Origin of the sequence: Paraburkholderia steynii (genome assembly GCF_900100565.1) — a bacterium.
In the GTDB taxonomy this organism is placed as follows: Bacteria; Pseudomonadota; Gammaproteobacteria; order Burkholderiales; family Burkholderiaceae; genus Paraburkholderia; species Paraburkholderia terrae.
This window is the reverse complement of sequence record NZ_FNDI01000001.1, coordinates 228236-253541: the sequence shown is the minus strand read 5'-3', so window position 1 is coordinate 253541 and position 25306 is coordinate 228236. Positions and strand designations below refer to the sequence as shown.

The 25306-nt window shown below is 63.4% G+C and carries 21 protein-coding genes; 11 read left to right on the top strand and 10 right to left on the bottom strand.

Annotation, left to right across the window (positions count from 1 at the left end):
* Positions 1-127 precede the first annotated feature (127 nt).
* From BLT65_RS01170 to yoaA, 3 genes are all read left to right on the top strand, one after another.
* Positions 128-1126, top strand: a complete 999-nt coding sequence (locus tag BLT65_RS01170) for a colicin transporter (RefSeq protein WP_244186393.1) — start codon at positions 128-130, stop codon at positions 1124-1126.
* A gap of 102 nt (positions 1127-1228) precedes the next feature.
* Positions 1229-1447: a DUF465 domain-containing protein gene (locus BLT65_RS01165; protein WP_035990715.1), complete on the top strand. Its 219-nt coding sequence runs from the start codon at positions 1229-1231 to the stop codon at positions 1445-1447.
* 70 nt (positions 1448-1517) lie between these two features.
* Complete coding sequence (gene yoaA, locus BLT65_RS01160; protein ID WP_091774863.1) at positions 1518-3782, top strand: DNA repair helicase YoaA; 2265 nt, start codon at positions 1518-1520, stop codon at positions 3780-3782.
* Between the two features lie 261 nt (positions 3783-4043).
* On the opposite strand, the gene BLT65_RS01155 is transcribed toward yoaA, so the two are convergent.
* Positions 4044-4319, bottom strand: a complete 276-nt coding sequence (locus BLT65_RS01155) for a hypothetical protein (protein WP_081767573.1) — start codon at positions 4317-4319, stop codon at positions 4044-4046.
* 231 nt (positions 4320-4550) lie between these two features.
* Entirely contained in the window at positions 4551-5798 is a 1248-nt protein-coding gene (locus BLT65_RS01145; protein WP_091774161.1) for a cupin domain-containing protein, read from the bottom strand.
* 32 nt (positions 5799-5830) lie between these two features.
* Here BLT65_RS01145 and BLT65_RS01140 point away from each other — a divergent pair, with 32 nt between their 5' ends.
* Positions 5831-6382, top strand: a complete 552-nt coding sequence (locus BLT65_RS01140) for an FKBP-type peptidyl-prolyl cis-trans isomerase (protein ID WP_042307157.1) — start codon at positions 5831-5833, stop codon at positions 6380-6382.
* 116 nt (positions 6383-6498) lie between these two features.
* Here the strand turns inward: BLT65_RS01140 and BLT65_RS01135 are convergent, their stop codons facing one another.
* The 4 genes from BLT65_RS01135 to BLT65_RS01120 all read right to left on the bottom strand — a co-directional run bounded on the left by BLT65_RS01135 (position 6499) and on the right by BLT65_RS01120 (position 12744).
* Positions 6499-7728 (bottom strand): hypothetical protein, encoded by a 1230-nt coding sequence (locus tag BLT65_RS01135; RefSeq protein ID WP_143036461.1) that lies wholly within the window; start codon positions 7726-7728, stop codon positions 6499-6501.
* A complete protein-coding gene (gene mutS, locus BLT65_RS01130; protein ID WP_091774159.1) occupies positions 7715-10393 on the bottom strand; it encodes a DNA mismatch repair protein MutS in 2679 nt (892 codons plus the stop codon). Before mutS ends, BLT65_RS01135 begins: the two co-directional genes overlap by 14 nt.
* Before the next feature lie 115 nt (positions 10394-10508).
* Positions 10509-11807: a lysophospholipid transporter LplT gene (lplT, locus tag BLT65_RS01125; protein ID WP_091774157.1), complete on the bottom strand. Its 1299-nt coding sequence runs from the start codon at positions 11805-11807 to the stop codon at positions 10509-10511.
* Positions 11808-11940: 133 nt separating this feature from the next.
* A complete protein-coding gene (locus BLT65_RS01120; protein ID WP_091774155.1) occupies positions 11941-12744 on the bottom strand; it encodes an inositol monophosphatase family protein in 804 nt (267 codons plus the stop codon).
* 365 nt (positions 12745-13109) lie between these two features.
* Here BLT65_RS01120 and BLT65_RS01115 point away from each other — a divergent pair, with 365 nt between their 5' ends.
* Entirely contained in the window at positions 13110-13928 is an 819-nt protein-coding gene (locus BLT65_RS01115) for an RNA methyltransferase (RefSeq protein ID WP_208545716.1), read from the top strand.
* A 263-nt stretch (positions 13929-14191) separates the two neighbouring features.
* A complete protein-coding gene (cysE, locus tag BLT65_RS01110) occupies positions 14192-15004 on the top strand; it encodes a serine O-acetyltransferase (RefSeq protein ID WP_091774151.1) in 813 nt (270 codons plus the stop codon).
* 48 nt (positions 15005-15052) lie between these two features.
* On the opposite strand, the gene BLT65_RS01105 is transcribed toward cysE, so the two are convergent.
* The 4 genes from BLT65_RS01105 to BLT65_RS01090 all read right to left on the bottom strand — a co-directional run bounded on the left by BLT65_RS01105 (position 15053) and on the right by BLT65_RS01090 (position 18158).
* Positions 15053-15853 (bottom strand): UDP-2,3-diacylglucosamine diphosphatase, encoded by an 801-nt coding sequence (locus BLT65_RS01105; RefSeq protein ID WP_042307166.1) that lies wholly within the window; start codon positions 15851-15853, stop codon positions 15053-15055.
* 65 nt (positions 15854-15918) lie between these two features.
* Positions 15919-16413, bottom strand: coding sequence for a peptidylprolyl isomerase (locus tag BLT65_RS01100; protein ID WP_042307168.1), 495 nt, complete (start codon positions 16411-16413; stop codon positions 15919-15921).
* A 247-nt stretch (positions 16414-16660) separates the two neighbouring features.
* A complete protein-coding gene (locus BLT65_RS01095; protein ID WP_035990737.1) occupies positions 16661-17242 on the bottom strand; it encodes a peptidylprolyl isomerase in 582 nt (193 codons plus the stop codon).
* A gap of 82 nt (positions 17243-17324) precedes the next feature.
* The gene (locus BLT65_RS01090; protein ID WP_091774148.1) at positions 17325-18158 is read right to left on the bottom strand and encodes a tetratricopeptide repeat protein; all 834 of its coding nucleotides are present in this window, start codon (positions 18156-18158) and stop codon (positions 17325-17327) included.
* Positions 18159-18406: 248 nt separating this feature from the next.
* On the opposite strand from BLT65_RS01090, the gene cysS reads away from it, so the two are divergent.
* From cysS to BLT65_RS01065, 5 genes are all read left to right on the top strand, one after another.
* The gene (cysS, locus tag BLT65_RS01085) at positions 18407-19804 is read left to right on the top strand and encodes a cysteine--tRNA ligase (RefSeq protein ID WP_091774146.1); all 1398 of its coding nucleotides are present in this window, start codon (positions 18407-18409) and stop codon (positions 19802-19804) included.
* A 47-nt stretch (positions 19805-19851) separates the two neighbouring features.
* Positions 19852-20901, top strand: a complete 1050-nt coding sequence (locus BLT65_RS01080; protein WP_091774143.1) for a DNA-3-methyladenine glycosylase family protein — start codon at positions 19852-19854, stop codon at positions 20899-20901.
* A gap of 133 nt (positions 20902-21034) precedes the next feature.
* Positions 21035-22006, top strand: coding sequence for an acetyl-CoA carboxylase carboxyltransferase subunit alpha (locus BLT65_RS01075; protein WP_007580477.1), 972 nt, complete (start codon positions 21035-21037; stop codon positions 22004-22006).
* 52 nt (positions 22007-22058) lie between these two features.
* Positions 22059-23477 (top strand): tRNA lysidine(34) synthetase TilS, encoded by a 1419-nt coding sequence (gene tilS, locus BLT65_RS01070; protein WP_091774141.1) that lies wholly within the window; start codon positions 22059-22061, stop codon positions 23475-23477.
* A 455-nt stretch (positions 23478-23932) separates the two neighbouring features.
* Entirely contained in the window at positions 23933-25183 is a 1251-nt protein-coding gene (locus BLT65_RS01065) for an aspartate kinase (RefSeq protein ID WP_091774139.1), read from the top strand.
* The last annotated feature ends 123 nt before the right edge of the window (positions 25184-25306 follow it).

The window sequence follows — 25306 nt, the reverse complement described above, 5'->3', positions numbered from 1 at the left end:
CAATACTTGCGGTACGTGCGGCGGCCGGGTTGCGGAAAAGTCGTCAAAGCTCGTGAAAGCTTGCTGAAGCGGGGCATTTTGCCATAAATGACCGAGCGCTCAAGCGCGGGGTGATAGAATTTCAGGCATGTTCCGCTGCCCATCTACGACGTTGCCGACCTCACGCCTCACGTCCGGAAATCTGCCCGGATCTTCACGCCGATCTCCGCTCGCATCGCCCGTCTTCAGGCCAGAGGCCGCGTCCGTTGCCCTTTGGTTTGCCGGGTCTGTCCGCCGGTTCGCGCTCGCCGCGTCGCTGGCGTTCGTCGCGAGCGCGGCGCTTGCGCCCGCACTTGCCGATGCGCAGGAGAATGCCGTGGCGGCATCGTCGGCCGCTTCGACTTCGGATACGGCTTCGGGCGTGCCGGCCGCGAATGATTTCGAAGCGCGTCAAAAGACGCTCGATACCCGCACGGCGGAGAACAACTACCGTTACGGCGTCGCCCAGCACAACTGTTATAGCAAGTTTTTCGTCAATCATTGCCTGGACTCGGCCCGTGAAGACATGCGTGTCGTCGCCGCCGACATTCGCAAGGAGCAGCTCGCGCTCGACGACGAAAAGCGCGTCGAGCACGCACGGCAACGCGACGAGCAGGCAGCCATCAAGCGCGCGCAGTACGAAGCGGACGCGCCCGCGCGCAATGCGCAGGACGAGCGCAATGCGCAGGCGTACGAAGACAAGCAGCGTCAGCATCAGTTGAGTCAGGCGCAGCGCAACGCAGAAGCGCCGCAGCGCGCCGCCAACGAGCAGGCTTTCCAGCAGAAGCAGCAACAGCACGCCATCGATCAGGCGCAGCGCGGCATTTCGCCTTCGCAAGCGGCCGCGAACCAGAAGGCCTACGATGCGAAGCAGGCCGACTTCCAGCGCAAGCTCGACGAGGCGCACCAGCAGGCCGCCCAGAAGGCTCAGGAGCGCACCGAGAAGCAGCAGCGCTTCCAGCAGAAGCAGTCGGAAGCGGCGCAGCACAAGACCGATGTCGAAGAGCGCCAGAAGCAGGCGGCCGAGAAGGCCAAACAGAAACAGGAAGAGCAGGCGAAACAGCAGCAGCTCGAGCAGCAACAGAAGCAGCAGCAACAGCAGCAGTGAGCATCAGTCAGCAACAGCCGTAACGCGTTTCAGGCCGGACAGCAACCTCGAGCGGAGCGACCGCGCAGCGCGGCCTTCGCCCTTTCGAAAGAGGAGGCGAGCATGCGCGACCATCATCGCGTCGTCAATTCGGACACACTGCGCGACCGCATTCTGCAACTGGAATCGGAGCATAGTGGGCTTGATCGGTTGATCGACAGAATGTCCGAGGAACCCGGCATCGACGACCTCGAGATCCAGCGCCTGAAAAAGCGCAAGCTCAAGGTCAAGGACACCATCATCTTGCTGCAATTGCAGCTTGAACCGGAAGCCCGCAACTGACGGAGCGGCCAGGCAGGCGCCGGGCCCCGTTCAGCATGTGGCGCGCCGGACTTTGCAGGAATCGCTTGCCTTGAATTCATCGCTTCAATCTTCTTCCCGGACGGCATCGGCGGGCGCTTCGGACGCCGCTGCCGCCGACGAGCACGCGGCGAAGCCCGCATCGGGCGGCGGCGCACTGGCCGCGTCGCTGAGTCACAAGCGATCCTCCGAACTCGCCGACATCTTCGCCGCCGACGGGCTGCTCGCACGCCAGATCGACGGCTACCGGCCGCGCGCGTCGCAGATCGAAATGGCGCGCGCCGTGGCCGCCGCGATGGAAGCATCGGGCCGCGCGATGCCGGAGCCCGCGATGTTCGAGGCGCAGAAACGTCCGGCGCGGCGCTTGCAGCAATCGGCGTCGGCAGCGCAGTCCGCACCTGAAGACGCAGCGGCCGCTGACGGCAATACCGAAGGCGGCGAGAACACGCTGATCGTCGAAGCGGGCACGGGTACGGGCAAGACCTACGCGTACCTCGTGCCGGCGATGCTGTGGGGTGGCAAGGTGGTCGTCTCGACGGGCACCAAGCACTTGCAGGACCAGCTCTTTCAGCGCGACATTCCGACCGTGCGCGACGCGCTCGCGGTGCCCGTGTCCGTCGCGATGCTCAAGGGCCGCGCGAACTATCTGTGCCACTACTATCTGCAACGCACGGCTGACAATGGCCGTCTTCCGTCGCGGCAGGAAACGTCGTATCTGCAGGACATCATCCGCTTCGCGAAGATCACGCGCACGGGCGACAAAGCCGAGCTTGCAAGCGTGCCGGAGACGGCGGCCGTGTGGTCAATGGTGACGTCGACGCGTGATAACTGCCTCGGCCAGGAGTGTCCGCACTACAAGGACTGCTTCGTGATGCAGGCGCGCCGTGAGGCGCAGCAGGCCGATATCGTGGTCGTCAATCACCATCTGTTCTTCGCCGACATCATGCTGCGCGATACGGGCATGGCCGAACTGCTGCCGACGGCGAACACGGTGATCTTCGACGAAGCGCATCAACTGCCTGAAACCGCGACGCTGTTCTTCGGCGAAACGCTTTCCACCACGCAATTCCTCGAACTTGCGCGCGACTCGGTCGCGGAAGGCCTCGGCCATGCGCGTGATGCCGTCGATTGGGTGAAGCTCGGCGCAGCGCTCGAACGCTCGGCGCGCGACGTGCGGCTCGCATTCAAGGAAGATTCAGTGCGGCTGTCGATTGGACAGTTGCCCGACGATCATCCGTTGTTCCCCGCGCTCGAAGCCGTCGAAACCGAACTCGATGCGCTCACGAGCGCGCTCGCCGGGCAGTCGGAGCGTGCCGAGTCGCTGGGCGCGCTGGTGCGCCGCGCGCGCGAGTTGCAGGAGGTGCTGTCGGGCTGGACCACGCCGCCCACCGAAACCGAACGCGACGCCGCAACGGACGCCGCAAAAGCGGCGGAGAAAAGCGATCCGAACGAGAAGGTTCGATGGATCGAAGTGTTCTCGCATACCGTGCAGTTGCATGAGACGCCTCTATCCGTCGCGCCAATTTTCGCGAAGCAGCGCGCGGGCGTGCCGCGCGCGTGGGTCTTCACCTCTGCGACGCTGTCGGTGCGCGGCGACTTCGCGCACTACGCGGCGCAGATGGGTCTCAACTCGCGCCGCTCGATGACGCTGCCCAGCCCGTTCGACTACGGCACGCAGGGCCTGCTCTACGTGCCGCGTAATTTGCCGCAGCCCTCGTCGCCGACGTTCACCGATGCCGTATTCGATGCCGCGCTGCCGGCGATCGAAGCATCGGGCGGTGGTGTGTTCATGCTGTGTACGACGCTGCGCGCCGTCGATCGCATCTCGACGAAGCTGCGCGACGTGATCGAGTCGCGCGGCTGGAACATGCCATTACTCGTGCAGGGCGATGCGAGCCGTACTGAACTGCTTGACCGGTTCCGCTCCTATGGCAATGCGATTCTCGTCGGCAGCCAGAGCTTCTGGGAAGGCGTCGATGTGCGCGGCGATGCACTGTCGCTCGTCGTCATCGACAAGCTGCCGTTCGCGCCGCCTGACGACCCTGTGCTGTCCGCACGGCTCGATGCGCTGACGAAGAAGGGCTTGAGTCCGTTTGCCGTGCATCAACTGCCGCAGGCAGTTATCACGCTCAAGCAGGGCGCAGGACGTCTGATCCGCTCCGAGACCGATCGCGGCGTACTGATGATCTGCGACACGCGCCTCGTCGACAAACCGTATGGGCGCCGGATATGGCAGAGCCTGCCGCCATTCAAGCGCACGCGTGAAATCGACGTCGTGCGCGAGTTCTTCGAAGAGAAGGCGCAGGCTTCAGAATAAGCGCTCGTTACACCGAAAACACCCTGTTGCCGATGCGGCAGGGAAATCACTTTGTTATTAAGGCCGGACTGCGTGTTGTCGCTTAACGACATGAATTGACCAAAATGCATCGGATGCATGCAAGCAGAATAATCGCGATTAATAGCGGCGCATAAAGCAAAACGCCACGAGTTTGAACTCGTGGCGTTTTGTTTTTTGCCCGGGAAGCCCTCGGACTTCCCGTCGCAGTTTTCGCCCTGAGGGCGAACCCTGTGCTACAGCTTACTGGCTTGCGCCCGAAGCCGGAGCAGCTGCCGAAGCAGCAGCGTCCGAGGCAGCAGCGCCTGCGTCCGAAGCAGCAGCCGTAGCCGAAGCAGCAGCGTCGCTCGCAGCAGCAGCAGCGCCCGAAGCGGCAGCAGCCGAATCCGAAGCAGCAGCAGCGGGTGCCGAAGCGGCAGCAGCGTCGCTAGCCGGGGCAGCTGCCTGGTCGCTGCTCTTGTTGCATGCAGCCAGTGCCACAGCTGCCAACAGGGATGCTACGAGGAGGGATTTCTTCATGATCACGTCCTTTTATGGTTAAAGGTAAGCAACAGCGCAAAATAATACCGGTAATGTGCTCCAACACCGACCTGGGCCGCTGGTGGAGACCGCACTTCATGAGCGTGAATCTTCCCTACGGCTTGGGCGGAAATTATATGCACTTTCGTATCGACCGTCGACAAATCCGGGGCCAATACGTTGTCTTTCTCAGACAATTTTTCGCTATACGGTATGACAGCGGAGCGAATCTTATCTCAGATCACCCATCTGTATCCAGCCCGCACGATACCACTCGTGAAGTAGTGCTGTCACCGACGATTGCCCCGAGAGTGTTACAAAGCGTTTCGCACTCAGATAGCGGTTGTCGGCGAGTTCAATCACCGCGCTTTTGACGCCCGACAGCCTGCTTTCTTCTCCATTCAGGTAGTAAGCACGACTGTCGTAAAGCAGCACAGTCTTGCGATCCAGACGCACGCCATCCTTGCTTGCGCGCTTGATGAAACGCGCTTCATCGAGCGGTCGCTCGGGCGGATCGAACACGACACTCGGCTTCGGTTCGCTCAGATAAGTGCCAAGGAATGACGAGACATCCTTCTCGTTCCAGTCGATCTTAGCAAGGATCGCACCCACCCGGTCGACGAGCGCGGCGGGCAGCTCTGCTGGTTTCGCCACGGCCGGCTGCTGCGGGTCGCGATAGAGCGCGGCGCCATCCGGCGAGCCGGCCGCTTCGCCGCGCTCCGCAAGGTAATACAGGAACTGCGCGGCGAGTTCGGACGTCGACGGCGCGCGAAAACCGATCGAGCACGTCATGCATTCGCCTTCCGCCACGCCGTCGTGGGCGATGTGCGGCGGCAGATAAAGCATGTCGCCTGGCTCTAATAGCCATTCCTCTTCCGGCTCGAAGCTTTGTAGAACTTTCAAGGGCAGGCCGGGCTGCAACGACAGATCGCGTTGCGCGCCGATGCGCCAGCGGCGCTTGCCGTGAACCTGCAGCAGGAAGACATCGTAAGAGTCGAAATGAGGACCGACGCCGCCGCCGTCCGTTGCGTACGAGATCATCAGGTCGTCGAGACGCGCGTCGGGCACGAAGCGAAAACGGTCAAGTAATGCGCGCGCGCGGTCGTTATGCAGATCGGCGCCTTGCACGAGCAACGTCCACGCGCGCTGTTTGACGGAAGGCAATTCGTCTGCAGCAAACGGACCATGTTCGAGCTGCCACTTGTTGCGAAAGTGCGTGATGAGGCGCGACTCGACTTCGTCCTGATCGGCCAGTTCGAACAGTTCGTCGCGCGAGAGCGGCGCGGCGATATCCGGGATTGCCTGACGAATCAGCAAAGGCTTTTTCTGCCAGTAGCGCCGCATGAACTGCGACGGCGTCAGATTGCCCAGCAACGACGCAGGCTGATCGGGCGCTGGCGCGGAAGAAGCGGTGGCGGGAGTCGGAGTGGAACGCGCTGAAGCTTTGCCAGCGGGGTAGTCAGGGGGCCGCACGGGCATCGTATAATGTGAGTCGTAATCTGGAGAATCGAATGAAAATCGCAAAGAACACCGTCGTATCGGTCACTTACAAACTGTCGGATGCGCAAGACAATCTGATTGAGGAAAGCGACGAGCCGATGGTTTATCTGCACGGCGGCTATGATGGCACGTTCCCCAAGATCGAGGAAGAGCTTGACGGCCATGAGCCCGGCTTCGAAACCCAGATCCAGCTGGAACCGGGCGACGCGTTCGGCGAATACGATCCTGACCTCGTGAAGATCGAGCCGCGCAGCCGTTTCCCTGAGCCGCTCGAAGTCGGCATGCAGTTCGAAGGCACGCCGGAAGAGGGTGATGAAGATCTGGACTCGTTGATCTACACGGTCACCGATGTCGCCGAAGACAAGGTCGTGCTCGACGGCAATCATCCGCTCGCGGGTATGGCGCTGCGTTTCAGCCTGACCGTGAAGGACGTGCGCGAAGCGACGGAAGACGAAATCCAGCACGAGCATGCACACGGCGCGAGCGGCTTGGAAATCGTCGACGAAGATGATGATGAGGATGATGGCGACGACGCTGAACCGTCACGGCCCACGCTGCACTGAATTGGCAGGGTTCACGTCGTGGTTGAGGGCGGACGATCGAGCAGTTCCCGAAGCGGGCGCGTAAGCGCCCGTTGTCGTATCTGGGGCGGTGTAGCGCGGTATGTGACGCTGTTGCCCTAATCCGGCGACGTCGTGCGCGACGGTTCAGGCAGGATCGGCGGCAACTCGGAAGCGGGCGCGGAGTCCGGCACGGCGGGCATCGACGGCGGCATCGGCGGCGTGGCGTTATCGTTGTGCGACGGCATGGTGGGCGCGGCCGGCAGCGGCAGATTCTTCGGCACGTCGCGCACAGTCACGCGAAACGGCGGCCGCTTCTGCAGATCGACATCGACCTGTATCCACTGGTTCTGAGGGCTACGCGGCGCGAATGCGATGCGCGTCAGATTCGTCACCAGATCGCCCTTATCGTTGCGCAGCGGCTGGTCGATCATAAAGCCGGTATGCGATCTGTCGTCGTCCTGATGAATCACGACGACCGGTCCGCGAAACGTCTCGGCCAGCTTCACCAGACTGCGCTTGAATTCCATGAACCCGTCGCGCTTCGAGCGATGCCCGAAGCGCAGCCACGCGAAGCGCTCGGGGCGCTCGTAACGTTCGGGATCGAAGTCGCCCTGAACCAGTACGACGATCGCGCGCGCGCCACGGCGTTTCGCGTACTCGGCGGCGTGATCGAGCCAGAATGCATTCGCGATCACGCGGTCTTCGAACTCGCCGTTGCGCCCGCCCGCATACAGAAAATGATTGTTCGGGCCCGGCACGTTCAGGCCGACGAACACGGTTTCGCCAACCAGCCAGCGCACATTCTCGCGATACGGCCGGAACCGCGACACTTCACTTTCGCGTGCGAGCGGAATCGGATTCTGTCCCATCGACGACGCATCGGCGAACAGCGTCTGCCGCAGCAGATCGAGCCGTTCGACGGGGTCGTAACTGCCTGCTTCGGCCGTGCCGCAATCGGTCCAGTCGTGCTGGCCGGGAATGAACACTAGCGCGGGCTTCGACGTTTCGAGCAGCGTATGGCGCGTTTCGAACAGCGAATCGCGGCAGGCTTCCTTGCTGCTTTTCAGATTGCCGTCATACACGATGAACGACACGTCGGGATCGCGCCCGATCGCATCGAGCAGCCGCTGCGTGAGCGCTTCGTCGGCGGAACCTTGGAGTGTGCCGCCAATGACCGCGAACGCGTACTGGGGCGCCGGTTCTTTCGCGAAAGACTCACGAACCGGCGCCGCCAGCGACAGCACGCTCAGGTACGCGAGCGCCAGCGCGAGCGCGCGTGCGGCGCGGCGCGCGCGCAGGCCAGGAGGCGGCGTCGCTTGACGATCGCGCGCGTCAGTGTCGCGCATCTGGCGACTTGGCCAGTTCATGCAGTTCGAACAGCAGGTCGAGCGCGTCGCGCGGACGCAGATCGTTCGGGTCGATCTCGCGCAGGCGTTCGACGAGCGCCTGCGTGGCGGGATCGATTGCCGGCGCGGGCGGCTCGTCGTCGGCGTCTTCGAGCATTGCAAGGGGCGTTGCGAACAGATCGAGTTGCGGCGCGGGTTGCGCGGCCGACTGCTGCTCCAGATAAGCGAGATGCTTGCGCGCGGCACGAATCACCGCGTTCGGCACGCCCGCCAGTTGCGCGACCTGCAGGCCATAGCTCTGGTTCGCGGGGCCATCGTTGACGGCATGCAGGAACACGATGCCGTGCCCATGCTCGACCGCTGACAGATGCACGTTCGCCGCATGCGGAAACTCGGCGGGCAGTTGCGTCAGTTCGAAATAGTGCGTCGCGAACAGCGTATGGCAGTTGTTGTGCGCAAGCAGATGCCGCGCGATGGCCCAGGCAAGCGCGAGGCCGTCGAACGTCGACGTGCCGCGGCCGATTTCATCCATCAGCACGAGGCTCTGCGGCGTCGCGTCGTTCAGAATCGCGGCGGCTTCCGTCATTTCGACCATGAAGGTCGAGCGGCCGCCCGCCAGATCGTCGGCGGCGCCGATGCGCGTGAAAATGCGGTCAATCGGGCCAAACGACGCACGCCGCGCGGGCACATAGCTGCCCACGTACGCCATCAACGCGATCAGTGCCGTCTGACGCATGAACGTGGATTTACCGCCCATGTTCGGGCCGGTGATCAGCAGCAGCTTGCGTTCGGGATTGAGCACGCAGTCGTTGGCGATGAACTGTTCGACTTGCGCTTCGACCACGGGGTGGCGGCCCTGTTCGATATCGATGCCGCCCGTCGGCGTGAAGCTCGGGGCAACCCAGTCGAGCGCGCGAGCACGTTCCGCGAACGCGGCGAGCAGATCGAGTTCGGCGAGCGCCAACGCAACGCGCTGGCAATCGGCGATAAACGGCAGCAACGATTGCAGCAACGCGTCATACAGCGCTTTCTCGCGCGCGAGCGCGCGTTCCTGCGCGGACAGCGCCTTGTCCTCGAACGTTTTCAGCTCAGGCGTGATGTAGCGCTCGGCGTTCTTCAGCGTCTGACGGCGGCGATAATCGTCGGGCACCTTGTCCGTCTGGCCGCGCGTCACTTCGATATAGAAGCCATGCACCTTGTTGTATTCGACGCGCAGATTGCCGATGCCCGTGCGCGCACGTTCACGTGTTTCGAGATCGATCAGGAACTGTCCGCAGTTCTCCGAAATATCGCGTAGTTCATCGAGTTCCGCATCGTAGCCGCGCGCGATCACGCCGCCGTCGCGCACCATCGCAGCGGGTTCCTGGGCGACTGCGCGCTTCAGCAGATCGACGCAGTCAGCGGGCGGCACCAGCGCCGTATCGATGCGGGCAAGCGAATCGGCAGCGGCCGTCACGGCGGCAAGTTGTGCGCGCAGTTCGGGCAGCGCAACGAACGTGTCGCGCAGGCTCGACAGATCGCGCGGACGCGCCGACAGCAACGCGAGCCGCCCGGTGATCCGTTCGATATCCGAGATCTGTCGCAGCGCGCTGCGCAGCCCGTCGAGGCTCGCTTGCGGCGGCGCGTCGAGCAGCGCGCCGATCGCCTGCTGGCGCGCCTGCGCGTACGACGCGTCGCGCGGCGGATGATGCAGCCAGTGACGCAGCAGACGGCTGCCCATCGTCGTGCAGCAGGTATCGAGCAGCGAGCAGAGCGTGGGCGAGTCCGTGCCGCGCAGCGTTTCCGTCAGTTCGAGATTGCGGCGCGTGGACGGATCGAGGCCGATGTATTCCGATTCGTATTCGACTTTCAGGCTGCGCACATGGCGCAACTGCTGGCCCTGGGTCGCCGCCGCGTACAGCAGCAGCGCGCCCGCCGCGCCGCATGCGCTCGAAAGCGAATGCGCGCCGAAGCCATCGAGGCCCGCCACTTCCAGTTGATCGCACAGCCGTTGCGTACCCGAGGCGACGTCGAAGTGCCAGACGGGCACGCGCGTCGTCGCGCCGAAACCGGTGGGCACTGTCCATGCGTTCGAATCGTTCGACGACGGCGCGTCGGCAACGAGAATTTCAGCAGGACGGATGCGCTCCAGCGCGGCCGCGACCTGATCGGGCGCGACTTCCGCGAGGCGCAGCGCGCCGCTCGCCAGATTGAGCCATGCGAGGCCGATCGTGGTCACGACGCCGCGCCGGTTGTGCCCCGCGCACACGGCGAGCAGATACGTGTCGTTCTTGTCGGACAGCAGCGCGGCATCCGTCAGCGTGCCGGGCGTCACCACGCGCACGACCTTGCGTTCGACAGGGCCCTTCGATGTCGCGGGATCGCCAATCTGCTCGCAGATCGCAACCGACTCGCCGAGTTTGACGAGCTTCGCCAGATACTGTTCGACGGCGTGGTGAGGCACGCCCGCCATCTTGATCGGATTGCCGCCCGAGGCGCCGCGCTGCGTAAGCGTCAGATCGAGCAGGCGCGAGGCCTTTTCGGCGTCGTCGAAGAACAGTTCATAGAAATCGCCCATCCGGTAGAACACGAGCGTGCCCGGATGCTCCCCTTTAATGCGCAGATACTGCTGCATCATGGGGGTGTGTTGCGCGTTGTCGCTTGCGGCTGCGGTTTGAGTGCCCATCCTCGTGTCTTTCTTGCGTGACTGTTCAGGGCGTGAGTTTAACCCGCCGAGGCGTCGAGCGAACCTGGCCGGATGGCCAGGTTGCTGTCGCCGTACAGACACGCGTACGCTTTGCTCATTCTTCGATGAGCGCGCGCATGTCGACCTTGTGCGCGTTCGCGGCGCTGCGCCGCTGCGCAAGCCACATCATGCCGGTGATGAATACGCCGAACACAGCGATGATCCACTGCACGGGCATCTTTGCCGTCAGCAGGATCGCGTACGCGCCGAGCATCAGCAGCACGGCGAGATTCTGGTTGAAGTTCTGCACGGCGATCGAGTGGCCCGCCGTCAGCAATGTCGCGCCGCGGTGCTGGAGAATTGCGTTCATCGGCACGATGAAGAAGCCCGACAGCGCGCCGAGCAGCACCATCAACGGATACGCGAAGATGATGTAGGCGGGCGCAAACAGCTCGCCGATACGCAGGCCCGCGCCGGGCGGAAACAGGTTCTTGTTGTAGAAGGCCATCGCGACGGCCACGGCGCCCGTGATCAGGCCGACGGGCAGCACCTTGAGCGACGCGCGCAACGGAATCCACGCGGCGGCAGCCGCTGCGCCGATCGCGATGCCGAGGCCGGCCACGCCCTGCATGACGGCCGCTTTCGACAGCGATAGCCCGAGATTCGCGTCGGCCCATTTGAGTACGAGCAATTGCAGCGTGACCGCGCCGCCCCACATCAGCGTCGTGACCCACAGCGCGATCTGTGCGAGACGGTCGGCCCACAGCATGTTGAAGCAGCGCACGAACTCGCCGACCAGTTCGCCCGGCTCCGCCAAGCGGTTTGGATAACGCGCGCCCGTGTCGGGAATGCCGACGTTGAGTGCGGCCGCGATCGCGTAGGTGATCATCACGGCGAGCATCGCGAGGTCGGCGGCGGAATGGATCAGCGGCCAATGCACGTGCTGCACGAAGTGCGACGCGTAGGTGCTGATCAGCGCGCCGCCCAGCATCGTGCCGACGATAGTCGACAGCACGGTCGCCGATTCGAGCCACGCGTTCGCGGCGACGAGCCGGTCGGCGGGCAGCAGCTCGGTGAGAATGCCGTACTTCGCGGGCGAGTACGCGGCTGCGCCGAAGCCGACCACGCCGTAAGCGATCATGGGATGCACGCCGCCGATCATCAGCAGGCAGCCGCACGCTTTTAGCGCGTTCGAGATGAACATCACGTGGCGCTTTTGCAGCGCGTCGGCGAATGCGCCGACGAACGGCGCGAGCAGCACATAGGAAATCGTGAAGAAGATCTGCAGCAGCGGCGTGATCCACGCAGGCGAGCGGATCTCGGTGAGCAGCGCAATGGCCGCGATCAGCAGCGCGTTATCGGCGAGCGACGACACGAACTGTGCCGCGATGATCGTGTAGAAACCTTTCTTCATGGTCCCGATTGAAACACAGCGCCCGCAATTTTGCCTTTGATGCACGTGTCCCGTTGATGTGCGCGACGTATCGCGAGTCACGAGCCCAAAAAGAAAAAAGCGGCCGAGGCCGCTTTCAACCGCATGCAGCGTCTTAAGCTGCCTGTTCCTTCGTCTTGGTGTAACGCGACAGAATTGGAATCATCTGTGCATACACCTTCGGGTTGCCGGCGACGATCTCATGCAAGTGCAGGAAGTCCGAGTCACCCGTGTAGTTACCGACCAGGCCACCCGCTTCCGTGACGAGCAGGCTGCCTGCCGCCATGTCCCACGCGCTGATGCCTTGCTCGAAGAAGCCGTCGAGGCGGCCCGCCGCGACGTTCGCCAGATCGAGCGCCGCTGCGCCCGGACGGCGCAGGCCCGCGCACGCCTTCGTCATGTCGGCGAAGAGGTGCGTGTACGCTTCGAGCGTGTCCTTTTCGCGGAACGGGAAGCCCGTGCCGATCAGGCTGTCGGCGAGCCGGTCGCGGCGGCCGACGCGGATGCGCCGGTCGTTCAGGTACGCGCCGCGGCCGCGCGAGGCCGTGAACAGGTCGTTGCGCGTCGGGTCATAGACGACCGCCTGCGTGATGATGCCCTTGTGCGCAAGCGCGATCGACACGCAGTAATACTGGAAGCCGTGGATGAAGTTCGTGGTGCCGTCGAGGGGATCGATGATCCACTGGAATTCGGACTCGTTGCCCGATTCGCCGGACTCTTCGGCGAGGATCGCGTGATCGGGGTAGGCGGTGGTCAGCGCTTCGATGATGGCCGCTTCGGATGCCTTGTCGACCTCCGTGACGAAATCGTTGTGCTGCTTCTTGCTGACCTGCACGAGGTCGAGATCGAGCGACGCGCGGTTGATGATCTGCCCGGCGCGGCGAGCGGCCTTGACAGCGATATTGAGCATGGGATGCATGAGTCTGGATCCTTGTGCCGGACGCGCGCGGCGGCGGCCCGTTGTTGAGCTGAAAATAAGCTGTTAATCATGCGAAACGGGCGCCCGATATGACTGAGTCGAGATCTGGCAGCACATTCCGTCGACGGAGACGAATTGAAGAAGAGCGATGCGCGGTGCCCGATGTTCCCCTTGAGAGGCAATGTGGCACGGCGCGAATATCGGGATTTTACCTGAGTCTCGTCGTTTCGAGGCGGTTCGGGCCGACCTGCGCGCGGGCAAACAGGCCTATGACGTTCGTCTGGTGCGGTATTGGCCGATCGGCAGATGGAAAGAGGTGGCGGGTTAGGGCTACCATTACTATTTCCTTGTCTCCAAAGCTCATCGTGGTTCAAACGCCTGCTTCGCCTTCCTCCAGCACCGCTTCCGACAACTCCAGCATCGGCGGCGGTTTCACGTCCACGCGTTTCGTACTCGTCGAGCCGAGTCATCCCGGCAACGTTGGCGCGGCGGCGCGCGCGCTGAAAACCATGGGCTTCTCCCGGCTCGTGCTCGTGTCGCCGCGCGTGGCGGACGTGAAAAACGACCCGGAGGCGATCGCGATGGCCAGCGGCGCGGACGACGTGCTTGCGTCCGCCCATGTCGTGCCGACGCTCGCCGACGCGCTGTCGGGCGCGCACTGGTCGTTAGCGTTGACGGCGCGCGCCCGCGAGTACGGGCCGCCGCAGCTCGCGCCGCGCGCGGCCGCGATGCAGGCGCGCGAGCATGCCGTGCATGGCGATATCGCGCTCGTGTTCGGCAACGAGCGCACGGGGCTGTCTAACGAGGACGTCGAGCGGTGCAGCGCGCTCGCGCATATTCCGGCCAATCCCGCGTACAGCTCGCTGAATCTGTCGCAGGCGATTCAGGTCCTGTCGTACGAGTTGCGCATGGCCTATCTGGTCGACAGCGACGGGTCGGAATCGGTGGCGGGCGGCGCGGGCACGCTCGCCCCAAGCGATGAAATCGAGCGCATGTATGTGCATCTGGAAAACGCGCTGATCGCGCTCGACTTTCTCGATCCCGGCAACCCGAAAAAACTGATGTCGCGCTTGCGGCGGCTCTTCGCGCGCTCGGGTCTCGAGCGCGAAGAGGTCAACATCGTGCGCGGAATCGCGAAGCACATTCTGCTGAACGCGAAAGGGCGCGACGGCGATCAGCGTTGAGCGGCGCGCGCATTCCACGACAGCCGTAACCATGTGCGCTGCGGCTGTCGCCGTCCGCGAACGCTCAAACCTTGTCGTCCGCGTGGGCTTCCGGCAGGTTTCGCGCATTCGCCCTACAATGGCCCGAAACGTCATAAGCAAAGCTCGCCGGCTGGAATGCGCATCACTGCGGACGCAATAGCGGACGCAAAAACGCACGCACCGGCGGCCCGCTCCCCGCGCAATGCGCGGCGGCGATCAATCCCTACGACAGCCTCACTGCCATGTTCACGAGACTCCGCGAAGACATCGCCACGATCCGCGAGCGCGATCCCGCCGCCCGCAGCGCCTGGGAAGTCCTCACGTGTTACCCGGGCTTGCACGCGCTGATATTCCACCGCGTCGCGCATGCCTGCTGGCGTGCGAACCGTCGCTGGATTGCGCGTTTCGTGTCGCAGTTCGGCCGCTTCATGACAGGTATCGAGATCCACCCCGGCGCGACGATCGGGCGGCGTGTATTCATCGATCACGGCATGGGTGTCGTGATCGGCGAGACGGCTGAAATCGGCGACGACTGCACGATCTACCAGGGCGTCACGCTCGGCGGCACGTCGCTCACGCGCGGCGCGAAACGCCATCCAACACTGGAGCGCGGCGTGATCGTCGGCGCGGGCGCGAAGGTGCTCGGCGGCTTCACGATCGGCGCGGACGCGAAGATCGGCTCGAACGCCGTCGTCGTGAAGCCAGTGCCGGCGGGCGGCACGGCCGTCGGCAATCCGGCGCGCGTGATCATGCCGGCGACGGCATCGGTGACAGCGGCTCCCGCATCCATGGGCGCCGATGGCAAGGCGACAACGGCTCGCCCGGGCTTCTGTGCGTACGGCATCACGCCGAATGCGGACGATCCCGTCTCGCTTGCCATTCATGGGCTGGTCAATCACGCGTCGACGCAATCGCAGCGCATCGACGAAGTCGTCGCGGCGCTCGAACGGCTCGGCGCGAGTCTTGAAGCGCTGCATGGCGCGGACGCGGCGTTGCTGGATCTGCGCCGTCTGTCGGCGGCGATCGACGGGAAGGTCGAGGTGGCGGCGCGCTGAGCGGCGCCAAACTGAAGGGCGCGCGCAAGGGGCGAAGGGTGAAAACGACTACTTGTCCAGCCGCAGCGCCTTGATCCCTTCGGAGTCGATGCGCACATAACCGCCGCGGCGCTCGCCGTGGTCGAGATCCCAGTCCGGCAGCACCCAGCGCATGCCGCCTTTCTCATGGTGCAGCGCCGGCCTGTGGGTATGGCCGTGAATAATGGTGGCTGTCTTCGTCTTCTTGAAGAGCGCGGCGATGCCTTCCGACGTCACGTCGTAACGCGGCGACACAGGGCGTTGGCGTCCCGCTTCGCTCGATGCGCGCATTTTTTCCGCCAACGCCTTACGCCAGCGATACGGCCACACCAGAAACAGCCACTGCGCGAAATGGTTGCGCGCGAAGCCACGAAAGCGCTGATATTTACGGTCCGACGTGCATTGCGCGTCGCCGTGCGTGAGCGCGATTTTTGTCCCGAACGCGGTGATGACGAACGGATCGGGCAGCCAGATCGCGCCCGCCGCTTTCATGAAGCGCTTGCCCAGCAGGAAGTCGCGGTTGCCGTGCATGATGTAGAGCGCGATGCCGCGCTCCGAGAGCGTGTGCATCAGTTCGGCCATGCGGGCGGGGAAAGGTTCGGCGAGCATGTCGTCGCCGATCCAGTATTCAAACAGGTCGCCGAGAATAAAAACGGAATCCGCATGCTCGGCCGTCACGCGGATGAAATGCTCGAACGCGGCGACCGTCTGTGGGATCGCCTCGCTCAGATGCAGGTCAGCGATAAAGAAAAACGGGCGCGCCGCGTGCGGGCGTTTGCCCTCGCCAGGCACGCCCGCAGCGACGCTTCGCAGCGGCGTCTCTTGCAGCATGGAAGTGTGCTTCTCTAGTTGCTCAGCGCTTCTTAAAGAATAGGCTGTTCGTTTGAGTAATTCTCTTACTCGACGACGACGGCCTTTTCGATGATCACGTCGTCGACGGGCACGTCCTGGTGGAAGCCCTTCGAGCCCGTCTTCACTTTGCGGATCGCGTCGACGACTTCGAGGCCTTCGACGACCTTGCCGAACACCGCGTAGCCCCAGCCTTGCGGCGTCGGCGACGAGTGGTTCAGGAAGTCGTTGTCGTTCACGTTGATGAAGAACTGGGCGGTCGCCGAGTGCGGGTCATTCGTGCGCGCCATCGCGACCGAACCCTTCACGTTCTTCAGGCCGTTGTTCGCTTCGTTAGCGATCGGCGTGCTGGTCGGCTTCTGCGTCATGCCCGGCTCGAAACCGCCGCCCTGGATCATGAAGCCGTCGATCACGCGGTGGAACACCGTGTTGTCGTAGTGACCGGCCTTCACGTAGGCGAGGAAGTTTTCAACCGACTTCGGCGCCTTCTCGGCGTCCAGTTCCAGCTTGATGACGCCGTGGTTCGTGTGCAGTTCAACCATGATGATTTCCTTTGGGTCTAGGTGAGTGGAGGGCGCTGTGCATCGCCGTCTGAGCGGCCATTGGCCTGCGCCCGTGGCATGGTTAGTTCCGGTGCAGCGCTGGCTTTCGTGCAGTGCATCGAGTTGCCGGCCGCTCGCGCGTCACCCTGTTTGCAAATGCGTCGTCTGCTCGTGTGCTATCGAGCGCCTTCTCGCGGCCTGCACGGCCGCTTCATTGCCAATCTTTGTTCCCGGCTTATTTGCCAACTTACTTGCCGACAATTGTCGCCGACTGGAGCACGATCTGCTTTTGCGGCACATCGCTCATCGGGCCGCGCGACGTGGTCGGCGTGCCCTCGATCTTCTTCACGACGTCCATACCCGACGTCACCTTGCCGAACACCGCGTAGCCGTTGCCGTCCGGATTCGGGTAGTCGAGGCCGGCATTGTCGACCGTGTTGATGAAGAATTGTGCCGTAGCCGAGTTCGGGTCGCTGGTGCGCGCCATCGCGATCGTGCCCGTCATGTTCTTCAGGCCGTTACGGCTTTCGAGCGGAATCGGCGCGCGGGTCGGTTTCTCCGCGTAGCTCGTCGTGTAGCCGCCGCCCTGGACCATGAAGCCGGGAATCACGCGATGGAAGATCGTCCCGTTATATTGACCGGATTTCACGTAGTCGAGGAAATTGGCAACCGTCTTCGGCGCTTTCTCAGGATACAACTCGACGCGGATATCGCCTTCCGACGTCTTCAAGAGAACGGACGGATGCGCAGCCTGTGATCCGTTTTGCGCAAAAGCCGGTGCGTTCGCGATCAGGGCGGCGCTGCCGAGCGCCAACATCAACCATTTCATGTAAATCCTCGGGGTGAAAACAGGGTGAACTCAGATGAAAAACGTCGGCAGGCGCGCTGCCCGAAAGCCTGCGCGCCAGCGCTCACTGCGATGGTGCAACGTACGGCGGCGTCGCGAGCGAACCGTTTGGGCCGCCGAACGTAAAGCCCGGCGTCTCGGTAATGTTCTGCATGGCGCGATTCGTGTAGTCGGTATCAGCCGGCTGGCTGGTCTTCTTCACGGGCGTCTTGCGCGGGGTGACGATTTTCTCGATGTCGGCGATACGCTGGGTCGTCGTGCCGTTGCCTGCGCCCAGGCCTTGTGCGCGGCGATACGCCTGATCCGCCATGCGCAAATAGAGGTCGCCGAGATTCTCATACGCGAGACCATAGCCGGGGCTCGCCTTGACGGCCGTTTCCAGCGCGGCGCGCGCTTCCGTATAGCGGCCCTGCTTCGCGTAGAGCGCAGCGAGGTTGTTGTACGGTTCGGGCAGTTCGGGGAATGTCTCGGTGAGTTCGGTGAATGCGGCGATCGCTTCGTCGTCGCGGTTCAGGCGCGCGAGCACGGTGGCGCGCTTGAATTTGGCCTGTGCGTCGCGCGGATTCGCGGCGATGCGCGCATCGAGTTGCGAGAGCGCGGCCGTCCAGTTCTTCTGCTGGATCGATGCGTCGGCGTCGGGCGTCGCGTCACGCACGGCTGGACCGTGGGCGACGGTCGGCGTTTTCTGCGCGAAGGCGGGCACGGCGGGCAGGACCATGAGGGCGAGGCCGCAGCAGGTCGCGCCCGCTGCCGTGCTCAAGGCCGCGAGCAAACCTGGACGGCTACCCGGACGGGAACCCGTACGAGACGACGCGCCGGAAATCGGGCGAAGCGTCGAGCGGAGCGCCGTCGCGAAGAGGGGCGTGGCGCCTCGCGCGCGGCCGCTGGAGTGTTTCATAGGCTCAGGTCGGGATGTTATACTCCGACCCATTCTAACAAAAGGTCTGCGCGTTCCGTCGAACCACAGACTGTCTTTTCGCCACTCGTGGTCGTCTCCGCCTTGACGTCAGCCTGATCCCGCGCCGTTGCGCGACAGGCTGTCAGTCATGCCGCACCGCCCGTGTTCGTGCATGCAGTTGCATGCTTTCATCGGGCGCGGTATGAACGAAGACCAAGCGGATCTCTTTCGGCCCACGCATCGTCTCTATGGAATCTCTGCGCATCTACAACACGCTCGCGCGTGACAAGCAAAATTTCGTGCCGCTTCATGAAGGCGAAGTGCGTATGTATGTCTGCGGGATGACGGTGTACGACTACTGTCACGTGGGCCACGCGCGGGTGATGGTCGTATTCGACATCGTGCAGCGCTGGCTGCGCACGCTCGGCTACAAGGTCACCTACGTGCGCAATATCACCGACATCGAGGACAAGATCATTCGCCGCGCAGTCGAGAACGGCGAGTCGATCCGCGCGCTGACGGACCGCTTCATCGCGGCGCTGCACGAGGATGCGGACGCGCTCGGTATCGAGCGGCCCGATCTCGAGCCGCGCGCGACGGACTTCATTCCGCAGATGCTCGGCATGATCGAGAAGCTCGAGCAGAACGGCTACGCGTATCAGGCCGCCGATGGCGACGTGAACTACGCGGTGCGCAAGTTCGCGAACTATGGCGCGCTGTCGGGCAAGTCGCTCGAAGATCTGCGCGCGGGCGAGCGCGTGGCCGCCAACGACGCGAAGCAGGACCCGCTCGACTTCGTGCTGTGGAAGCAGTCGAAGCCCGACGAGCCCGCCGACACCGGCTGGGATTCGAAGTACGGGCGCGGCCGTCCCGGCTGGCACATCGAGTGCTCGGCGATGGGCTGCACGTTGCTCGGTGAGCATTTCGACATTCATGGCGGCGGCCAGGATCTGCAGTTTCCGCACCACGAAAACGAAATCGCACAAAGTGAAGGCGCTACCCGACAAACCTTCGTTAATTATTGGATGCACAACGGTTACGTGCAGATCGACAATGAGAAGATGTCGAAGTCGCTTGGCAACTTCTTCACGATCCGCGAGGTGCTCGCGAAGTACGATGCCGAAGTCGTGCGGTTCTTCATTGCGCGCGCGCATTACCGTTCGCCGCTGAACTACAGCGACACGCATCTTGACGACGCGCGCAGCGCGCTTGCGCGTCTGTACACGGCACTGAAGGACACGCCGCCAGAAGCGGGCGAGATCGACTGGAATGAAGCGCATGCGCAGCGTTTTCGCGCGGCGATGAACGACGACTTCAATACGCCTGTCGCCGTGTCGGTGCTGTTCGAACTGGCGAGCGAAGTGAACCGCACGCGCGATGCGGCGCTGGCGCGTCAGTTGCACGGTCTCGCGCTGGTGCTCGGATTGCTCAGGCGCGAACCGCGCGCCTATCTGCAGCAGGCGGCGGGCAGCGAAAGCGAGGGTGCGCTCGATGTCGCAGCGATCGAAACGAAGATCGCCGCGCGCGTCGCCGCAAAGCAGGCAAAGGACTACGCCGAGGCAGACCGGATCCGCAAGGAATTGCTGGACGCCGGTATTGCGCTCGAAGACAAACCGGGCGGGTTGACCGAGTGGCGGCGCGTGTGAGCGCACCTCGTACTTCCCTCTGATCGACTCGCCAGGCAGGAGGCAGGATGGCAACGGCCACGAAGACGCCGGCTAAACGGGCCACGTCTCAATCAAACGCGGCAGCTAAGGTAAAGGCAGTACGGGCGCGAAGCGGCGCAGCGAAGGTGGCGGTGAAATCGGCGTCGGCGAAAGGCGCCAAGGCGGCCCTGCATGGCCCGCGCAAAACGACGGGTTCGCATGGCGCGCTCGCAAAGCCGGCGTCGTCCCGACACCTGCCCAACGGCGCGGACCTGCCCGAAGCAACGGTTGTGAAGCCGTCGCGCGCGCGGGCCGCGCACGCGAAGGGCAACGGCTCGCTGCCAGCGGAACTCGCAGGCGATGCGCAGGAACTCGTATACGAAAGCCATGAGGCCGAAACGGTGCGCAAGCCGCGCGCCGCTGTGTCGTCGACGGAAGTAGAGCAGGCTGTGCAAGGCGACCCGCAGTCGTCCGTCGTCACGCGTCCGGCGTACTGGGACAAGGCTTGTGCCGATCTCGTCAAGCGCGACCGCATTCTGAAGAAGCTGATCCCGAAGTTCGGCCCCGTGCATCTGTCGAGCCGCGCCGATCCGTTCGTCACGCTCGCGCGCTCGGTGGTCGGCCAGCAGATTTCCGTCGTGTCCGCGCAGTCGATGTGGCAGCGCATTGTCGCCGCCTGTCCGAAGCTCGTGCCGCAACAGATCATCAAGCTCGGGCAGGACAGTCTGATGAGTTGCGGCGTCTCGAAACGCAAGGCCGAGTACATTCTCGATCTCGCGCATCACTTCGTCTCGGGTGCATTGCACGTCGGCAAGTGGACGTCGATGGAAGACGAGGACGTGATCGCCGAGTTGACGCAGATTCGCGGTATCAGCCGCTGGACGGCTGAGATGTTCCTGATTTTCGATCTGTCGCGTCCAGACGTGCTGCCGCTCGACGATCCGAATCTGATTCACGCGATCAGCCAGAACTATTTCAGCGGTGAGCCGGTGACACGCAGCGAAGCGCGTGAAGTCGCCGCAAACTGGGAGCCGTGGCGCACGGTTGCGACCTGGTACATGTGGCGTAGCCTCGATCCGGCGCCGGCCGGCAGCTGAATCAGGCATTGAAGCAGAAGGAAAAACCGTCGGAGTCTATCGATTTGTTAAAATTGATAGATTCGAGACGGTTTTGACATGGGCGCGCGCGGTTAGAATACGCGCTGCCGGTAAGTCGAAGGATTAAAAACCAATGAAGACCACCTTTCTGGATTTCGAGCAGCCGATCGCGGAGCTCGAAGCGAAAATCGAAGAATTGCGCTTCGTGCAGGACGATTCGGCCGTCGATATTTCGGAAGAGATCGAGCGGCTGTCGAAGAAGAGCCAGCAGCTCACGAAAGATCTGTATACGAACCTGACGCCATGGCAGGTTTCGCAGATTGCGCGTCATCCGCAGCGTCCGTACTCGCAGGATTACATCAACGAACTGTTCACCGATTTCCACGAACTGCATGGCGACCGCTCGTATGCGGACGACCTGTCGATCGTCGGCGGCCTTGCGCGTTTCAACGGCCAGCCGTGCATGGTGATCGGCCATCAGAAGGGCCGTGACACGAAGGAGCGCGCGCTGCGCAACTTCGGCATGCCGCGCCCCGAGGGCTATCGCAAGGCTGAGCGTCTGATGCGTCTTGCCGAGAAGTTCGGCCTGCCGCTCTTCACGTTCATCGACACGCCGGGCGCGTATCCCGGCATCGGCGCGGAAGAGCGCGGCCAGTCCGAGGCGATCGGCCGCAATCTGTACGTGATGGCCGAGCTGAAGACGCCCATCATCTCGACGATCATCGGTGAAGGCGGTTCGGGCGGCGCGCTGGCTGTCGCCGTCGCCGATAGCGTGCTGATGCTGCAATTCTCGACGTACTCAGTGATTTCGCCGGAAGGCTGCGCGTCGATTCTGTGGAAGAGTGCCGCGAAGGCGCCCGAAGCAGCCGAAGCGCTGGGTCTGACCGCGCATCGCCTGAAGGCGCTGAACCTGATCGACAAGATCGTCAACGAGCCGCTCGGCGGCGCGCATCGCGATCCGAAGGGTATGGCGGCCATGCTGCGTCGTGCGCTCGCCGATTCGCTGCGCCAGTTCCAGGGCATGAGCACGAACGATCTGCGTCAACGCCGCTTTGAACGCCTGATGGCCTACGGCAAGTTCAAGGAAACGACGCCGGGCGCGTAAGCCTTGCGTTCTCGTCCGAAGGCGCCTTGCGTACGATAAGCGCCATCACAACGTGACTCCCTCCGCTGACACTCCCGCCGACCGCCTCGTTCTCGATGCGGTCGGCGTTGCGTTTGGGGCCTTGCCCGACGATGCGCGCATCGCAATTGCGTTTAGCGGCGGCGTCGATTCGACGGTGCTGCTCGACGCCGCAGTGCGTGTCGGTGGTGCGTCGCGCTGCATCGCGTTGCATGTTCATCACGGACTGAGCGCCAATGCCGACGAATGGCTCGACCATTGCGGCGCGTTTGCGCGCGAACGGGATATTGAGTTTGCGTCGCTGCATGTCGACGTGTCGCGCGCGGGCGGTCTGAGCATCGAAGCCACGGCGCGCGACGCGCGTTATCGCGCGCTCGATGCGCTTTGCTCGCAGCATCGCGTGCGCACGCTGTGGCTTGCGCAGCATGCCGACGATCAGGCCGAGACGGTGCTGCTGCAACTATTGCGCGGAGCAGGGCTGGCGGGCCTGGCAGCGATGGCGCCGGAATATCTGCCGTCCGGCGCGTCCGTTGCGCGGGTGCGTCCGCTGCTGCATCTGCTGCGCGCGCAACTGGAGCAATACGCGCACGGGCGCGATCTGCGCTGGATCGACGATGAGTCGAACAACGACACACGCTACGCGCGCAACGCGCTGCGTCACGATGTGTTGCCACCGCTCGCCGTGCATTTTCCGGGCTTTCGCGACGCGCTCGCCCGCACGGCGGCGCACGCGGCTTCGGCGCAGCGTCTGCTCGACGAACTTGCTCGCATCGATCTGCAAACGGCGCGTGGCGAAGAGGAGGGCGCGTTGTCGCGCGACGCGCTGCTCGCACTCGATGACGATCGCGCGGCGAATCTGCTGCGTTACTGGATGCGTACGCTCGGCTTGACGGCTGCATCGACTGCGCGTCTGACGGATGCGCTGCGCCAGTTGCGTGCGATCGGCGACGCTCACAGCTTGCGGGTCGATCACGCGGGCCAGGCGTTGCGCAGCTATCGCGGCCAGGTCTATTGGGAAGCAGGCGACAGCGCCGATCCCGCCGACGAAACGTCACTCGTCGAACGCGCTGAAAGCGTGCTCATCTGGCAAGGGCAGAGCGTGTGGCGTTTGCCGCAGTGGCGCGGCACGTTCGTATTCAGCGAGGCGGGCGCCGACGCGCCCGATGCGATTCCCGCCGATGCGCTCATGCGCGCGCCGCTCGTCGCACGCTCGCGCCGCGGCGGCGAACGGATGCGCTGTGCTGCGAACGGCCCGAGCCGCACGTTGAAGAATCTCTTTCAGGAGCGCGGCGTGCCGTCGTGGAAGCGCGATGTGCCGTTGCTTTTCGCAGGCGGCGCACTGCTGTTCGTGCCGCTGATCGGCGTGAACCACGCCGCGCCCGCCGACCCGGCGCAACACGCAAGCGCGCGTTACATCAGGATCGACTGGCGCGAGGATCTGACGCTCGCCTGATGTTCATATCGTCCGCCGGCGACGCCCGACCGGCCGGACAGCCACTGTCATCCACGCGCAACAATTGCCGCAAATCCTTCTACGACAAGCATTTGCAACGGCTTTTGCCTGGATTGCGGCTTGTCTTTTTATTGCCGATCAGGTAGGGTAACTTGTTTGCCCGACTCGCTTTTTGTCGTGTTACCTGGCTGTTCTTATGCGGACGTCCGGGGCGCGCTCCAAGCCGTTAGCCACCCCGTTAGCGTCCGTCAGCCCTGTTTACCGGCAGGTTTCGGCAGGGCCGGAAAAAGCAAACCCGGCAAATCCGCGCGTACCCTACGCACGCTGCATCTGCGCCGCCCACACTGCGCCGTCGTTCCCGAACGTTGTGCCCTGTGCTTTCTTTGTGCGGCCGTCTCCAGCGCGCCCGGCGCGCGCCGGTTGGCGTATCAGTTTCCCTTCAGTTCAGAACGACAATGGCACTCATCGTACATAAATACGGCGGCACATCGATGGGCTCGGTCGAGCGCATCAAGAACGTCGCGAAGCGCGTCGCGAAATGGCACAAGGCAGGCCACAAGATGGTCGTCGTGCCTTCGGCGATGTCCGGCGAAACGAACCGTCTGCTGGGTCTCGCGAGAGAGATTTCGCCCCAGCCCAGCCCGCGCGAACTCGACATGATCGCGTCGACGGGCGAACAGGTCAGCGTCGGCCTGCTGTCCATCGCGCTGCATGACGCAGGCGTCGATGCCGTCAGCTACACCGGCTGGCAAGTGCCCGTCAAAACGGATAGCGCCTTCACGAAAGCGCGTATCAGCGACATCGACGGCGAGCGCGTGCTGCGCGATCTCGACGAAGGCAAGGTCGTCGTCATCACGGGCTTCCAGGGCATCGACCCCGAAGGCCACATCACCACGCTCGGCCGTGGCGGCTCGGACACGTCGGCTGTCGCGGTGGCCGCGGCGCTGAAAGCGGACGAATGCCTGATCTACACGGACGTCGACGGCGTCTACACGACGGACCCGCGCGTGGTCGAAGAAGCGCGCCGTCTGGATCGCGTGACGTTCGAGGAAATGCTGGAAATGGCCAGCCTCGGTTCGAAGGTGCTGCAGATCCGCTCGGTGGAATTCGCCGGCAAATATCAGGTGAAGACGCGCGTGCTGTCCAGCCTGACCGATCCGCTGATGTCGCTCGACGAAGAAATGAAGTCGGGCACCCTGATTACTTTTGAAGAAGACGAAACCATGGAAAAAGCAGTCATCTCGGGAATCGCGTTTCAGCGTGACGAAGCCCGTATCGCCGTGATGGGTGTGCCCGACAAGCCGGGCATCGCATATCAGATCCTCGGCCCGGTTGCCGATGCGAATATCGATGTCGACATGATCATCCAGAACCAGAGCGTCGAAGGCAAAACGGCGTTCACGTTCACGGTCGGTCGCGGCGATTACCAACGCGCCATGGAGATCCTCACGAACCAGGTCAAGGGTCACGTGAATGCCGAACAGGTGCTGGGCGATCCGAAGGTGTCGAAGGTCTCGGTGGTCGGCGTCGGCATGCGTTCGCACGTGGGTATCGCGAGCAAGATGTTCCGCACGCTGTCGGAAGAGGGCATCAACATCCAGATGATCTCCACGTCGGAAATCAAGATCTCGGTGCTGATCGACGAGAAGTACATGGAGCTCGCCGTGCGCGCGCTGCATAAGGCATTCGAACTCGACCAGGCGTGATGTGTACGCAGTACCTGTTTGCTTCGGTGACAGGCATCTGCGTAAAAGCTTGTGTGCGATAAAAGCGCGGTAAAAGGGCGGGTGAAGGAAGTGACATTCGATTGACACTTCAGGCACAAAAAG